General features: G+C 71.8%; 16 protein-coding genes. 9 read left to right on the top strand and 7 right to left on the bottom strand.

The window, feature by feature from the left end; all coding sequences use genetic code 11:
* Positions 1 to 83: 83 nt before the first annotated feature.
* The gene (locus JHAT_RS06675; RefSeq protein ID WP_171990775.1) at positions 84 to 569 is read right to left on the bottom strand and encodes a hypothetical protein; all 486 of its coding nucleotides are present in this window, start codon (positions 567 to 569) and stop codon (positions 84 to 86) included.
* Positions 570 to 957: 388 nt separating this feature from the next.
* Complete coding sequence (locus tag JHAT_RS06670; RefSeq protein ID WP_077797088.1) at positions 958 to 1,563, bottom strand: TetR/AcrR family transcriptional regulator; 606 nt, start codon at positions 1,561 to 1,563, stop codon at positions 958 to 960.
* A gap of 69 nt (positions 1,564 to 1,632) precedes the next feature.
* On the opposite strand from JHAT_RS06670, the gene JHAT_RS06665 reads away from it, so the two are divergent.
* Entirely contained in the window at positions 1,633 to 2,526 is an 894-nt protein-coding gene (locus tag JHAT_RS06665; RefSeq protein ID WP_077797087.1) for an NADP-dependent oxidoreductase, read from the top strand.
* A 196-nt stretch (positions 2,527 to 2,722) separates the two neighbouring features.
* Here JHAT_RS06665 and JHAT_RS06660 read toward each other — a convergent pair whose 3' ends face one another.
* Together JHAT_RS06660 and JHAT_RS06655 are read right to left on the bottom strand one after the other, a co-directional pair.
* Positions 2,723 to 4,426: a glycoside hydrolase family 55 protein gene (locus JHAT_RS06660; protein ID WP_077797086.1), complete on the bottom strand. Its 1,704-nt coding sequence runs from the start codon at positions 4,424 to 4,426 to the stop codon at positions 2,723 to 2,725.
* A gap of 109 nt (positions 4,427 to 4,535) precedes the next feature.
* The gene (locus JHAT_RS06655) at positions 4,536 to 5,762 is read right to left on the bottom strand and encodes a glycoside hydrolase family 88 protein (protein WP_171990774.1); all 1,227 of its coding nucleotides are present in this window, start codon (positions 5,760 to 5,762) and stop codon (positions 4,536 to 4,538) included.
* 417 nt (positions 5,763 to 6,179) lie between these two features.
* On the opposite strand from JHAT_RS06655, the gene JHAT_RS06650 reads away from it, so the two are divergent.
* Positions 6,180 to 6,722, top strand: coding sequence for a DUF4232 domain-containing protein (locus tag JHAT_RS06650; RefSeq protein WP_171990773.1), 543 nt, complete (start codon positions 6,180 to 6,182; stop codon positions 6,720 to 6,722).
* A 131-nt stretch (positions 6,723 to 6,853) separates the two neighbouring features.
* Here the strand turns inward: JHAT_RS06650 and JHAT_RS06645 are convergent, their stop codons facing one another.
* Both JHAT_RS06645 and JHAT_RS06640 read right to left on the bottom strand, forming a co-directional pair.
* Positions 6,854 to 7,201 carry a hypothetical protein gene (locus JHAT_RS06645; protein WP_077797084.1) on the bottom strand — a complete coding sequence of 116 codons (348 nt, stop codon included), beginning with the start codon at positions 7,199 to 7,201 and terminating at the stop codon, positions 6,854 to 6,856.
* 3 nt (positions 7,202 to 7,204) lie between these two features.
* Positions 7,205 to 8,143 carry a GlxA family transcriptional regulator gene (locus tag JHAT_RS06640; protein WP_077797083.1) on the bottom strand — a complete coding sequence of 313 codons (939 nt, stop codon included), beginning with the start codon at positions 8,141 to 8,143 and terminating at the stop codon, positions 7,205 to 7,207.
* Positions 8,144 to 8,341: 198 nt separating this feature from the next.
* Here JHAT_RS06640 and JHAT_RS06635 point away from each other — a divergent pair, with 198 nt between their 5' ends.
* The 6 genes from JHAT_RS06635 to JHAT_RS33735 all read left to right on the top strand — a co-directional run bounded on the left by JHAT_RS06635 (position 8,342) and on the right by JHAT_RS33735 (position 12,170).
* Positions 8,342 to 8,743 (top strand): hypothetical protein, encoded by a 402-nt coding sequence (locus JHAT_RS06635; protein ID WP_307718346.1) that lies wholly within the window; start codon positions 8,342 to 8,344, stop codon positions 8,741 to 8,743.
* Complete coding sequence (locus JHAT_RS06630; RefSeq protein ID WP_077797142.1) at positions 8,740 to 9,204, top strand: hypothetical protein; 465 nt, start codon at positions 8,740 to 8,742, stop codon at positions 9,202 to 9,204. Before JHAT_RS06635 ends, JHAT_RS06630 begins: the two co-directional genes overlap by 4 nt.
* 2 nt (positions 9,205 to 9,206) lie before the next feature.
* Complete coding sequence (locus JHAT_RS06625) at positions 9,207 to 9,503, top strand: DUF3817 domain-containing protein (protein ID WP_077797082.1); 297 nt, start codon at positions 9,207 to 9,209, stop codon at positions 9,501 to 9,503.
* Positions 9,500 to 10,015, top strand: a complete 516-nt coding sequence (locus tag JHAT_RS06620) for a DUF6010 family protein (RefSeq protein ID WP_253195417.1) — start codon at positions 9,500 to 9,502, stop codon at positions 10,013 to 10,015. Before JHAT_RS06625 ends, JHAT_RS06620 begins: the two co-directional genes overlap by 4 nt.
* A 403-nt stretch (positions 10,016 to 10,418) precedes the next feature.
* Entirely contained in the window at positions 10,419 to 10,844 is a 426-nt protein-coding gene (locus JHAT_RS06615) for a DUF3592 domain-containing protein (protein WP_077797081.1), read from the top strand.
* Between the two features lie 390 nt (positions 10,845 to 11,234).
* Positions 11,235 to 12,170, top strand: coding sequence for a hypothetical protein (locus JHAT_RS33735; protein ID WP_107481842.1), 936 nt, complete (start codon positions 11,235 to 11,237; stop codon positions 12,168 to 12,170).
* Between the two features lie 68 nt (positions 12,171 to 12,238).
* Here the strand turns inward: JHAT_RS33735 and JHAT_RS06605 are convergent, their stop codons facing one another.
* A complete protein-coding gene (locus JHAT_RS06605) occupies positions 12,239 to 12,649 on the bottom strand; it encodes a RidA family protein (RefSeq protein WP_077797079.1) in 411 nt (136 codons plus the stop codon).
* A 77-nt stretch (positions 12,650 to 12,726) separates the two neighbouring features.
* On the opposite strand from JHAT_RS06605, the gene JHAT_RS06600 reads away from it, so the two are divergent.
* Complete coding sequence (locus tag JHAT_RS06600; RefSeq protein ID WP_077797078.1) at positions 12,727 to 13,125, top strand: helix-turn-helix domain-containing protein; 399 nt, start codon at positions 12,727 to 12,729, stop codon at positions 13,123 to 13,125.
* The last annotated feature ends 323 nt before the right edge of the window (positions 13,126 to 13,448 follow it).

Here is a 13,448-nt window from a genome sequence, read left to right as displayed (position 1 = left end):
CGGCAGATGCACCTGCGTCTGCCGCGGCCGACCGCGCTCCGGGACCGGACCGACTTCCACCGGACCCACGTCTCGTCCGCGCGTCAGTCCCAGGAGTTGAAGAGCACTCCGCCCAACGTGGTGATGCCGTAGGAGCGGATCTGACGCCACTGGCCCTTGTCGAGGGCCGTGGTGTCGACGTCCGAGAGCGGCAGCGTGAGCTCGGCGTGGTCGAGCACGACGAAGCCCAGGTCGGCGAAGACATGGCCCCACGGCGGCGGAGCGAGGAACTCCTCGGTGTACCAGTCCCGGCGCCCCTGAGCGAACGCGATCCAGGGGTGGTGGGCGTGGCACAGCACGACGTGCTCGCTCGTGCCCGAGAGGACCGCCGCGGTGTGGAACGTACGCGGGTACGCCTGTTCCTCGACCTCGCCCACACGGCCTCCGGCCGCCCGGGCGGCCGCATGCAGTGCTGTACGGAACGTCCGCAGGTCGGTCGACGGCGGCGGCCCCTCCTCCGCCAGGAAGAAGCCGGTGGCGCCCCACGGCAGCGTGAACACCGCGTTCTCGTCCGCGTCCATGCCGTCCATGCCGTCCATTCTGCGAGGCGAACACATCCCGTCGCGGAACGCTGTGACATCCGCAGCCACGAGGAACGCTCTCCGGCGATCGGTGATGCCACCGCCTCGATGCCCGGCTCCTCACAGCTCTCGCGGGCCACCGCGGTCCACGGATCCTCGTCCGAAGCCACCGACGACCGTTGCTCGACGAAGGAGGTGCCCCTCCCGCCCCCCTGCGCGGATCGGACGACAGCAGCGTCCTGGCGTCTGCCCACCACCGGCGACGCGGACGCCCTCGGGAGGCCCGCGGCGGCCGCTCCCCGCCTGTGGGGACGCAGAACGACCGAGGTCGGTTCGCGCACCGGTCCGCTCGGTCGTCGGGTTCGGTGACACGGCGCCGGGCGGGGCCGTGTCCCCTCTACGGTGCGGCGGTGCCGGTGGAGTCGACGGAGGGACAGGTGACTTCCCAGGCCGCCTCGATCATCCGGAAGATCTCGTCCACCGCGGCCTTCGGATCGGCCGCCTCCCGGGCCAGTGAATAGGCGTCGATCACGAACCTCGCGATCGCCCGGCAGGCCGTGGTGGGCCGTGACAGGTCGGGAGCGGCGGCGATGGCCGCCGCCAGCGACTCCGCGTGGCGCAGCCTCATCGACTCCTCGTACTTCCGCAGGGCGGGTGATGCGTCGATCATGCGCCAGACCGGGGCGGCGCTGTCCGCCGTGCAGTGGCGCACCAGGGCCTGGACCTCGCGGCGCAGGGCGGGGACGAGCGGCTCGTGCGGTGCCCGGTCGGTGACCGCCCGCGTGAGGCGTTGCTCGAAGTCCTCGTCCTGTTCGAACACCAGGGCCTCTTTCGAGGCGAAGTGGGAGAAGAGCGTGGTGACGGCCACGTCGGCCTCGGCGGCCACGTCACGGATGCCCACCGCGTCATACCCGTGTTCGAGGAAGAGCCGCAGGGCGGTGTCGGCGATCTTCTGGCGGGTCGCGGCCTTCTTGCGCTCACGGCGTCCGGTCGGCACGGTCATGCCCTCACGCTATCAGGTGCAAACCCATAACCGTTACGGAAAACTACCCGTTAGTGTTATGGTCGTCGCATGAAGAAGGTGATCTTCGCCGAGTTCGGCGGCCCCGACGTCCTGCAACTCGTGGAAGCCGAGGAGCCCCACGCGGGCCCCGGCCGGATACGCATCGCCGTGCGGGCGGCAGGCGTGAACCCCGTCGACTGGCGGATCCGCGAAGGCCAGGTCCTGGGGGCCCATCCGACCGAGTTGCCCTCCGGAGTGGGCCTGGACGCCTCCGGGGTGGTGGACGAGGTCGGTGAGGGCGTCGAAGGGGTCGAGGTCGGCGACCGCGTGTTCGGCGAAGGTTCGAGCACGTATGCCGAGTTCGCCGTGCTGTCGGCCTGGGCCCGCATGCCCGAGGGGCTCACGTTCCAAGAGGCGGCCGGCTATCCCTCCGTGGTGGAGACCGCGCTGCGCGTCATCCGCGAGGTCGGTGTGCAGCCCGGGCAGACGCTGCTGGTCAGCGGCGCGTCCGGGGGAGTCGGATCGGCGGTGCTGCAGATCGCCCGTGAGCACGGCATCTCGGTGATCGGCACGGCCGGGGCGGCGAACCAGGAGTACCTGCGGAGCCTGGGTGCCGTCGCCACGACGTACGGCGAGGGCTGGGTCGAGCGGGTGCGGGAGCTCGGCCGTGTCGACGCGGCGCTCGATCTGGCCGGCTCGGGCGTGATCCGCGAGCTCGTCGAGCTGACCGGGGACGCGCGCAAGGTGATCTCCATCGCCGATCTCGATGCGCCGGAGTACGGTGTCCGGTTCTCCGGCGTGGCCGGGAACGTGTCGGAAGCACTCGCCCGGGCCGTCGGCCTCATCTCGCGGGGAAAGCTCCACATCCCGGTCGAGAAGTCGTACACGCTCGCCGAGGCCGCGGCGGCGCACATCGACAGCCGGGCCGGTCACACACGCGGGCGCCGCGTCCTGGTCGTCTGAGGCCGGCCACGCGTCGCCTTCGAACAGGAGGTGAGGGCGACGCCGGCCAGGATCCCGCCGGTTCACCTCGACATGCCGGCCGATGGCGGCGAGCCGGGCGCGGGCGACCAGGTGCTGCCTTGCTCTCGTGGATCGCTCCGATCGGACGGGAGGGGAACACGGTCGCCCGGTCCGCGCGCACCGGTGGGAGGTCCGTTCAGCGGTTGGCCGGGTCCTCCAGGGCGCGTTGGGCCTCGTGGAGGTTGCGTGGGCGCACCGCGTCGGTCGTGCCGTACAGCTCCAGGCGCGTGTGCAGGTCGCCGGTGAAGTCGGGGACGTCGATCTGGTCGAACTCGCGGACCTCGTCGACGCCGACGGTGGCGGAGTACGGGGCCAGGCCGTCGATCTTCACCAGCCCCGCGCGTCCGTTGGTGACGCGGATGTTCCAATGCGTGAAGCGGGCACCGAAGAGCGGCCCGGCGCTCGCGTCGCCGCCGTGGCGGCCGGTGTTGTTCACGGTGATGTCGGTGCGGACGTTGGCGAAGGGCATGCCGCGGTGGCTGTCGAAGGTGCCCATGCGCATGTCGCCGCGCGACCAGACGTTGTGGGAGGACAGCCCCTCGACGTTGATGCCGTGCAGCTGGGTGCCGGCGGGGGCGGGCGTGGTGCGGTCCTCCACGGTGAAGTCCTCGATCAGGTTGTCGTGCGAGCCCTCGCGGCAGAAGTAGGGGTGGTGGGAGCCGCGGCCCGCGACGCGGGTGCGGCGCAGGGTGCAGGCGGAGGCGGCGACCAGGCCGAAGCCGTTGTCCACGTGCCGGACCGTCACGTCGTCGACCCAGCAGTCGTACGCGCACTGCAGCACCACGCCGTTGTACCCCAGGTCGAGCAGGTGGGGCTGTTGCGGTGTCTGCACGGCCTCCAGGGTCAGCCCCTCGACGCCCGATCCGGTCAGCTCCGGTACGTGCGTGGTGAACCGCGGGTCCCATTCGGGACGGACGTCGAGCGGCAGGGGCCGCTCCAGGGAGACCTCCCGGCCTCGGACGCGGCGGACCCTCACGGGCCACTCGTAGGGAACGTACGACAGCAGCTTGGACTTGTCGGCCCAGGTGTACGACTCGGGGCCGGGGCCTCCGCCCGCCATGTGCTCCAGCAGGGTGTGCTCCGCGTCGTCGGCGAGACGGAGCAGGACCAGGGCACCGGGCCGGAGCCCGGAGGGGTCGGTGACCGTCACCGTCCGGTCGCCACGGCGGGCGGGCTCCACCGCGGTGAGCGTGCGCCACTCGTCGCGCCGGTTGCCGGTCCAGCCCTCGAACGGCCAGTCCCGCTCCCTGATCGCGGCGGTCAGGGAGTCCCAGCGGGCCTCGGGAGCCAGCCAGATCAGGCCGCCCGCCCAGGACCAGGACGACTTGTCGCCGCCGTACCGGGAGCCGTACGGGCCGATCAGCTCGGTGAGGTTCTTGGTGGCGTACAGCGTGGTACGCCCGCTGCCGGAGCCCCGCAGGACGACGCCCGAGTACCCGATGCGGATCACGCCGTCGATGCGGAACGTGCCGGGCGGGACGGTGACCGTGCCACCGCCGGCCCGCCCGACGGCGGCGACGGCACGGTTGATCGCGGGGGCGCAGTCGGTACGGCCGTCCGCCACGGCGCCGAAGTCCCGTACGTCGGCCCTGACCGGGCGACGGGGGAAGCGCCGCGCTCCGCCGCCGTAACCCGCCCGGCCGACGTACGGGATCTGGGGATGCCGGTACGGGTCGCGGGTGAACTCGTGCCACAGCGACGGGACGTGGCCGGGGGAGCCCGGCGCGGCGACGGCCGTCCCGCCCCGTCCCGCGGCTCCGGCGGCCACGAGCACGGCGCTCGCCAGCAGCCCGCGTCGGGTGGGTCGTACCGTCGTGATCCTGTTGTCGTCGGACTGCATGGCTCTCCAGCTCTCTCGTTCTCCTCCCCGCTCGCACGGGGCCCATGACCGGGCCGCGGCGCGCGCGTTCACTGCGCGCCGTCACCGGCGGGGCGGGTCGCGGGGACGGTCAGCGGGTGGTCGACAGGTCGATCGCGCGGTCGACGTCCTGCGGACGCAGGACGCGCAGGATGCCTTCCAGCAGGTAGTAGTCGGCGTAGGGGAGTGAGATCTCGACGCCGTCCTCGGCCGGACGGTTGCGGGTGCAGCGCGCGACCACCGCGTCCGCGCGGTCCGAAGCCCGGGTCAGGCAGGTCTGCGCCAGCGCGGTGAGCAGCCGCAGCGCCACCTGCCGGTAGGCGCGGTCCCCGGTCGCGGCGGACAGGTCGAGCAGGCCGCACGCCATGACCGCCCCGGCCGACGCGTCCTTGATGTCGTACGGCTGCTGCGGCGCGCGGTAGTCCCACACCGGTACGTGGTCGGGGCCCAGCACCCGGATCGCGAAGTCGGCCAGCGAGCGCGCGGTGTCCAGGAAGCTCCGCTCACCGGTCCGGCGGAAGATCGTGGTGAAGCCGTAGATGCCCCACGCCTGCCCGCGGGACCAGCACGAGGTGGGGCTGTATCCCTGGACGGTGCCGGGCCCGAGGGGCCTGCCGGTGTCCGGGTCGAAGTCGAAGACGTGCGGGGTCGAACCGTCCGCCCGGGGGAACACCCGCTGCGTGGTCCTCGCGTGCTCGACCGCGATGTCGAGGTAGCGGTCGTCCCCCGACTCCCGGCTCGCGAACGCCAGCAGGTCGAGGTTCATCATCGTGTCGATGATGACGCGGCCCGCGTTGCCGGGGTCGTCCAGCCGCCCCCAGGCCCGGAGGAAGCGTCCGCGCGGGTTGTACCGCTGGATCAGTGAGCCGGCGGCCTGGAGGGCCCCCGCCCGCCAGACCTCGTCGCCGGTCAGCCGCCAGGCCGTGACCCACGAGGGCGAGAAGAGGAAGCCGAGGTCGTGCGTGGTGGTGTCGTACTGTCGCGGCGCGAGTCTCCGGCACCAGTCGACGGCCAGGGTGCGGAACGAGGTGTCCGCGCTGTACAGGTACGCCATCCACAGCGTGCCCGGCCAGAACCCGCCGACCCAGTCACCGTTCTGGGAGTAGGTCCACTTCTCGAACTTCGTGCCGACGGGGAAACCCGTCACCCGTGGGGCGACGGCCGCGACCTTCTCCACCGCGTAGTCCGCGGCTGCCCGCAGCGTCCGCGTGACCTGGGCCGGGGACGGGCCGCCGGCCGCGCTCGCCACCGATGCCGTGGACGTGTACGCGGTGGCGGCGGCCGCCGTGGCGAGCACTGCGCGCCGGGATACGACCATGGGTGACTGACCTCCAACTCGGGCTGGGTGTCGGGCACTTGAGCGTGACACAACAAACGGCGGGCGTACAGAGACGTACATGAAGTTCAGATACGTGAACGGATGGCTGGGAGGGGGGTGGCCCGCTGTCCCCGTCCGAGTGACCGTCCTCGCGGGCCGACGGATGTCCCGTGGCCTTCCGGGCGTCGGACCGTCCCGTCCGGCGTCCCGGACGGGTTACGTTTCCCCAGGTCGAAGCGGGTGGGTGCGTCCCAGCGTCCCAGAAGTCCCGATGGAACGGTTCGTGGGACGCGGCAGGACACAGGATGGGTGTCATCCAGGCACACCGCCTCGCCGGACACAGCCGCCGGTCAGGTGTGACGCCCCTTCCCAGCCCGTGCCCTCGGCACGCGGCGCTTCACAGAGAGCAGTCCACCCATGCGTATGGCCACCCGTTTCGCCTCCCGTGCCGCCGCCTCCTGCGCGGTCGCCGCCGCTGTCACCCTCGTCGGCGTCCAGGCCGGCGGGCAGACCGCGTCCGCCGCCCCGAAGGCGTCCTCGCCCGTCACCTGCACCACGGCGAACACCCGGCTGACCGTCACCGAGGTGTCCCGCCCGATCAACCACCTCCTGCTGAAGGCCACCAACACCGGCACCAAGCCCTGCTACGCCTACAGTGCTCCCTTCCTGCGGGCCGGCGCCGACGCCCAGGCCCCGCTGGCGTGGGTCGAGGACAGCACCCCGCAGTCCGTGGTGACCCTCGCCCCCGGCCGGTCCGCCTACGCGGGCATCACGGCGTCCTCGCCCGACGGGGAAGGGGGCGCCGTGGCGAAGACCCTGGGCGTCTTCCTCACCGACCGCGGCGGTGACGCGATCAACGGGGAGAAGACGCTGAACCTGGGCGAGGGCGGCGTCTACTTCAACAGCGCCGCCGCCGTGACCTACTGGCAGGACAACGCGCAGGACGCCCTCGTCTGGTAACCGCCCACCGCGGCACCGCACCACCCGACCGCCGCCCGCCCCGCCTTCACCAGGGGCCCGGTGCCGCGAACCGCACGACGTGCGGTGGGGATCCGGGCCTCGAGGAACGATCATTCGCGATTCCGTGCGAGTCACGGGCGACCTGGTGTCGAGGACAACGGGGCGCCGTCCTCGTTCCAGGCGGTGACACCCGGGTGCTCGCCCACGGTCGCCGCCTGTCCGCGCGCCGCACCGCCGGCCACTCGTGCCCGGCCGGCGACCTCGGTGGCCCCGATCGTGACGAACCGTCCGCCGGGGGCGTGGACGGTGAACTCCACCTCGGCGCGGAGAACTTCCCGCAGCCGCTCGGAACGGCCCTCGCGGGCCGCGGCCGAGAACGCCCCGACCCCCTCACGTCGCTGCTGCCGGTCGCGCGCCGACTGCCGGGCGGCCCACGGTGTGCCCGCCTCTCGGGGATGGCGGTTCGAGGGGGTGATCACGAGTCAGCTGAAGGTGCGCCGGTAGGTCTGCGGGCTGACACCGGTGGTGCGCTTGAAGCGGTCGCGGAAGGTGGTGGGCGAGCCGAATCCGACCTGGCGGCCGATGCGCTCGATGGAGTGCTCGGTGGTCTCCAGCAGGTGCTGCGCCTGGCGGATGCGGGCCCGGTGGAGCCACTGGAGGGGAGTGGTGCCGGTCTGGTTGCGAAAGCGTCGGATCAGAGTGCGGGTGCTGGTTCCGCACTGCGCGGCGATGTCGCCCAGGGTGAGGTCACGGGCGAGGTTTTCCCGCAGCCAGGCCAGCAGCGTCTCCAACTCGGCCCCCTGCGGGGCGAGGACGTGGTCGTAGGCGATGAACTGCGCCTGTCCGCCCTCGCGTTCGAGCGGCATCACGGACAGACGGGCGGCATCGGCGGCGACGGCCGAGCCGTAGTCACGGCGGATCATGTGCAGGCACAGGTCCATGCCGGCGGCGGCGCCTGCCGAGGTGAGGAACTGGCCGTTGTCGACGTAGAGCACGTCCGGGTCGACGGTGACGTCCGGGTGGAGGGCGGCCAGCAGGTCTGCCGCACGCCAGTGAGTGGTGACGCGCAGCCCGGCGAGAAGGCCGGTGGCCGCGAGCGGGAAAGTGCCCACGCACAGCGAGGCGATCCGCGTCCCGGACGCGGCGGCCGTCCGCAGCGCATCGCGTACGGCAGGTGGGAGCGGGGACGTGAGGTCGGCGATCCCCGGCACGATGATCGTGTCCGCGTCCTTCAGACCCTCCAGGCTCCACGGCGCGCGCAGGGTGAACGCGCCGGCGTCGATCTCGTCGCGCTCTGCGCAGACCCGTAGCCGGTAGCCGGGCCGTCCGTCGGGCAGGCGGGTTCGGGAGAAGACCTCGATCGGCGTGGACAGGTCGAACGGGATCACCTGGTCCAGCGCGAGAACGGCGACGGTGTGCATGGCGGGAACCTACCTGTTCGGAACACCGGCGGACCCGGGACCGGTACGCCCGTGAGCCCAGCTCACAGCAGTTCTCCGGTCGGCAGGAGGGTATGGCAATTTCCCGTTGAAACATGTCACTCGCGCCACTGGGCGATCAGGCGGGCGGCCGGTTGACTTCACCACGACGCAGCAGACCCGCTCCCGGAGGTACGCCCCATGCACGTCCAGACCGCCCTGTTCGACGGGTTCGATCCGCTCGACGTCGTCGCACCCTACGAGGTGCTGTACGCCGGCGGCACGGCCACCGAGGGCGCGGTGGCCGTGGAACCGGCCCCCGCGGAGGGGCCCCGCGAGATGATCGGTGGCACCGGGGGACCGGCGCTGCACGCCACCGCCGCCCTCGACCCGGAGCGGACGGACACGTTCGTGGTGCCCGGCGCGGGCCCGGCGGAGGCGGGGAGCGGCGAGTGGAAACGGGACGGGTCCGTCCCGGTGCCGGCCGCCACATGGGCCTGGACCCGCTGGAACGAGAGGCCGGCCCGCGCATCGCGCATGCCGTCGAGGAACTCTTCGCCCGTCACCGGCGAGCGCCGACCGGCCATGGGTCAGCAAGCATGACCAAGATCCTGCTGTCCTTGCACGTCCTGGCCGCCGTCCTGGCCGTCGGCCCCGTCTCCGTCGCTGCGAGCATGTTCCCCGCGGCGCTGCGACGCACCGCCGGCGACCGGGAGGGCACCCGCACGACCCTGCAGACCCTGCACCGCATCTGCAGGGTCTACGCCGGCGTCGGCATCGCGGTCCCCGTCTTCGGATTCGCCACGGCCGGCAGCCTCGGTGTCCTCGGCGACGCCTGGCTGATCACCTCGATCGCACTGACCGCGGCGGCGGCCGGCGTCCTGATCCTGTCGGTCCTGCCCGGCCAGGACCGCGCGCTGACCGACATGGTGACCCCAGCCGATACGCCGGTGCCGACCGCAACCGCCGGCCGCCTCGCCATGACCACCGGCATCTTCAACCTCCTCTGGGCAACCGTCACCGTCTTGATGATCATCCGCCCCGGCTCCACCACGGGGGCGTGACCATGCTCCTTTGGCCTCCACCTCCTCTGCGTATCGCGGCACACGCCGAACTCATCTCCCTGATCGTGATGCTGGCCAACGTGTTCACCGTCCACCTCGAGCCCGTCTCGTCCTTGACGGGTCCCACCCACGGCTGCGCCTACCTGTTCGTCGTCATCACGACCTGGCGTCTCGAGCAGGTCCCGGCCGCCATCAAGGTCCTGGCCCTCGTGCCGGGTGTCGGCGGGCTGCTCGCGCTGCGACAACTCGGCCGCGGCGATGCGGCCCGCCCCCAAGAGGAAGAAACCATCCCTTCATGAACCTCGTGTCACCGGTGATCGTCGGCATCGTCTACTGCCTGCTGATGTCCCTGATCAGGGAACCGCACCGACGCCGCTTCGACGCGATCATGGTGGGCGGAGCCGGCGCTGCCTACCTGAGCGGAGGCGGGTTCGGCCTGTGGGAGCTCCCGTTCGTCGCACTCATGGCCTACATCGCCTACCGCGGCCTGGACTCCTGGACCTTCATCGGCGTCGGCTGGCTGCTCCACACGGCCTGGGACACGGCCCACCACCTCAAGGGCAATCCGATCCTGCCGTTCCACCACGACTCATCTCTGGCATGCGCCGTCTGTGATCCGGTCATCGCCCTGTGGTGCTTCCGCGGAGGTCCTTCCCTGATCACGCTCGTCCGCCGCAGGTTCAAGCCCGGCCGGACAGCAGACCACGCACACGAGCACGCCTCTGCCCCCCCGGCACGCCCTGTGACCGTGTCGGCCACCGGCGCCGGCGGCGAGGAGGTTCGCTCCAAGGCCGAGCACCTCCCGTCCTGAGGCGGTGGACGGCCCCGCGCGGTCGAGCGCCGCGCCCGGGCGGGCCGACCAGGTCCGCAACCGGCTCCGGCGCGGCAGCCGGGGCGGTCGGCCCGCCGACCTTCGACACGCAACTCCGCAAGCGGCGCACCGTGGTGGAACGCCGCTTCGAACCGGCCCGATGCCCCCTCGGACGGTGTCCTCCTGCGCGGCGCGATGGTCTACGGTCTCCTCTTGCACCAGTATCGATCGGTTCAGCAACGGGGAAGTACGCACATGCGCAAGACAGCAGTCCTGACCATCGGTCTGCTCGTGGGAGAGTCCGCACCCGCACACCCGCCACGTCCCACCGGGTGACGTCGGCAGCCGCATGCACTGATCCGCGGCCGGCAACCAACGGCGTCACTCACGCGTCGGACACCCCATGGAACGCGAATGGCTCTTCTCGCTCATACCGATGTCGATCGGCGTGAGCTTCCTCTGCGCCGGCGTGTACGGACTCCGCCGCGCCGGCGCGCTGCACCGCACCGGAATCACTGCGGCAGGGCGAGTCGTGCGTCATGAGACCAGGCGGGACGACGACGGGGCCAAGTACCACCACCCCGTCGTGGCCTGGACGACCCGGGACGGGCGCGAGTGCACCTACCGCTCCACGTTCGGCCGCGGCACGGTTCTCCACGGCTTCGGCATCGGTAACTCCGTCACGGTCCTCTACGACGAGGAAGATCCCCGCCGCTTCGAGATCCGCGGCTGGGACTCCACGTCGGTCCACCTGGTGTTCACCGCGGTGGGAGCGGTGCTCACAGCAGGCACGTCGGCGGTTCTCGCCGTCCTGCTGATCACACTTTGATCACCGTGTCCTCTGAGCACCACGCAGTGAGGGGCCGTCAGGCCGGCCGTGCCCGAGTTGCCGGAACGCCTCGATGAAGAGGTCGGACACGGGCCGACGCCGGTTGCTGCCCGTGCCTCGGGAGCCCGGCCACGCGAAGCATGGTCCTCCTGACCTCCTCCGCGGGCCGAGCGACCTGCCCTTCATGAGGCCGCGGGTGTCGTCCAGACCCCCCGACGGGTGCTCGGCCGGCTTCCGACACGACTGCGACGGGGACTGCCGGCACTGCTCGTCGGTCGTAGCGCCCTCGGCCCCCACGGGCCGAAACCCCTGATCACCGCCCCGGTACGCTCATTGCGAGCGTGCCGGGGCGGTTTCGTACGCCCGCGGCGTGGGAGAGGGGGGGAACCGATGCCGGACGCCGAGAACGACGCGCACACCGGGGACGACACGGACGCCGTCGACCCGTGGGACGCGCCGGGGCCGCTGGAGCCGCGGGTACTGCCACAGGGCACCCAGGCCGACCTGGTGACCGCGGCACTGCTGACGGTGGGACGCTGCTGCGCGGCTCTGGAACCGCCCGCCGCCTCCCCCTGGTACGGGTCGGTGCGCGACGGCCTGTGCCGGGCCCACGACACGGCCGGCGCCATGCTGCGTTTCGGTTACGGGGAGGGCGAGGACCAGGTGGAGCCGTACCGGGTCGGGTTCGCGCGGGCGGATCTCGCGCTCGCCGTCGAGGACTTCGCCGCAGGTTCCGTCCCCCGTGACGAAGCCGTCGGACTGCTCCTCGACCTCGCCCGGACCGTGTACGACCTCGTGGCCGAGCCCGGCGACACGGAACTCTTCGACGCCGCCTGCGCCCTCGCCGACCGGCTCGGCGGGGAACAGGAGCGCACGCTGCGGTCCAGGGACCTGACGGAGCTGGCCGCCGTCCGCGAGGCGGGCCGGACACCCGACACCCGGGCCATGTCGGAGCGCGACGAGGAATACGCACGGGCGTTCGCGGAGCGGGTCAGGGACGGTCTGCGGGCCCGCGGCCACCGCCTCGGCACCGTGCTGACCGGGCTGCCGGTCCCGGCCTGCGAGGAGGGGCTCGACCTGGTGCGGGAGATCGTCGCGGCAATGGCCAGCCGCTTCGGGACCAGCGACGAGGAAGCGGTGCTGCGGGTCACGGACTGCTTCTCTGACTGGAACCTCACCGACGACTCGGACACCGGGGACCTCTTCTACATCGGTCACCAGACGCCGATGGAATGGGCGGGCAGCATCTACCTGGGGCTGGACTTCCACGAGGTGCAGCCGGACGCCGACCTCAGCGGCCACGAACCCCGGCCACTGCCTCGGTAGCCGGACGGCGGACGACGGGCGGGCGGGGCCCGTTCCCGAGCCGGGCACGGGCCCCACCCGGTCCGGGATCAGTCCAGGATCGCGGTCGCCTCGACCTCGACGAGCACGTCCGGCTCGAAGAGGTACTCGACGCCGATGAGGGAGGCCGGAGGCAGGGGGGTCGGGAGGCCGATCTCCTCGGCGACGGCCTCCACGCCGGCCATGAAGTCGCCGATCTTCTCGGGCGCCCACCGGGTCACGTAGAACGTCAGGCGCAGCACGTCCGCGAACGTCGCGCCCGCGCCTGTCAGTCCGACGGCGGTGTTGCGCAGCGCCTGGGCGACCTGCCCGGCCAGATCACCGGGCGCGACCGGAGTCCCGTCGCTCCGGCGCGCGACCTGTCCGCTGACGTGGACGTGCTTCGCCCCGGTGCCCACGGCGACGTGGTGGTACGGGACCGGCTGCAGCATGCCTTCGGGAGTCAAGCGCTGAACTGGCATGGGTTCCTCTCTTCCGCAGTAGGTATCTTGAAGCTACCTAGTAGAAGAAAGACACTTCAACGAGACCAGGTTTCGCCATGGATACCGCCGACGAACTCCGCATCGACGCCCCGCACCGCGAACTGCTCGACCAGATCCTCGACAGGTGGTCGCTCAGTGTCCTCAACGAACTCTGCGAGCGCCCGTGCCGCTTCAACGAACTGCGCCGGGCCATCCCCCGGGTCACACAGAAGTCGCTGACCGCGACGCTCCGGCGCCTGGAACGCAACGGCGTCGTCGAGCGCGAGGTCGTCTCCACCCGCCCCGTGGCGGTCAGGTACCGGATCACCCCGCTCGGCAAGACCCTTCGGCATCCCGTCGACGTGCTGCTGGCCTGGGCCTCGCAGAACATGCCCGCCATCGAACGCGCACGCGAAAACTTCGACGAGCGCGAGGAGGGAACCGGCCTCGGAGGCTCGGGCGCTCGTCCAGGGTGACGCGGTGGGGTTCGAGCTGCGGGAACGGTGGGGCGCACAGCCGTCGTGGGCGAGACGGGCTCTCGCGGTGTACTTGATCGGTTGCACCGTGCGGTTGCCGGGGCGGCGCGCAGGTCGCCGACGACCCTGCCGTCGGACTGACGGCTCACGGCGCTCAACCGCTGCCGCGGGTTCAGACCGCAAAGACGGTCTTCGAACGAAGACGGCGACGGGCACGGGCACGGGCTGGGCGCCGGCACGGCCACGGCAGCGCAGCGACAGCGGCGGCCGTACCGGCGCACCGGTCACGCGGGGCCGTACGACGCTCCGGTCACGCGGCCTCG

This window comes from Streptomyces sp. JHA26, from assembly GCF_002005565.1.
Classification (GTDB): domain Bacteria; phylum Actinomycetota; class Actinomycetes; order Streptomycetales; family Streptomycetaceae; genus Streptomyces.
This window is presented reverse-complemented; position numbering and strand designations above follow the sequence as displayed.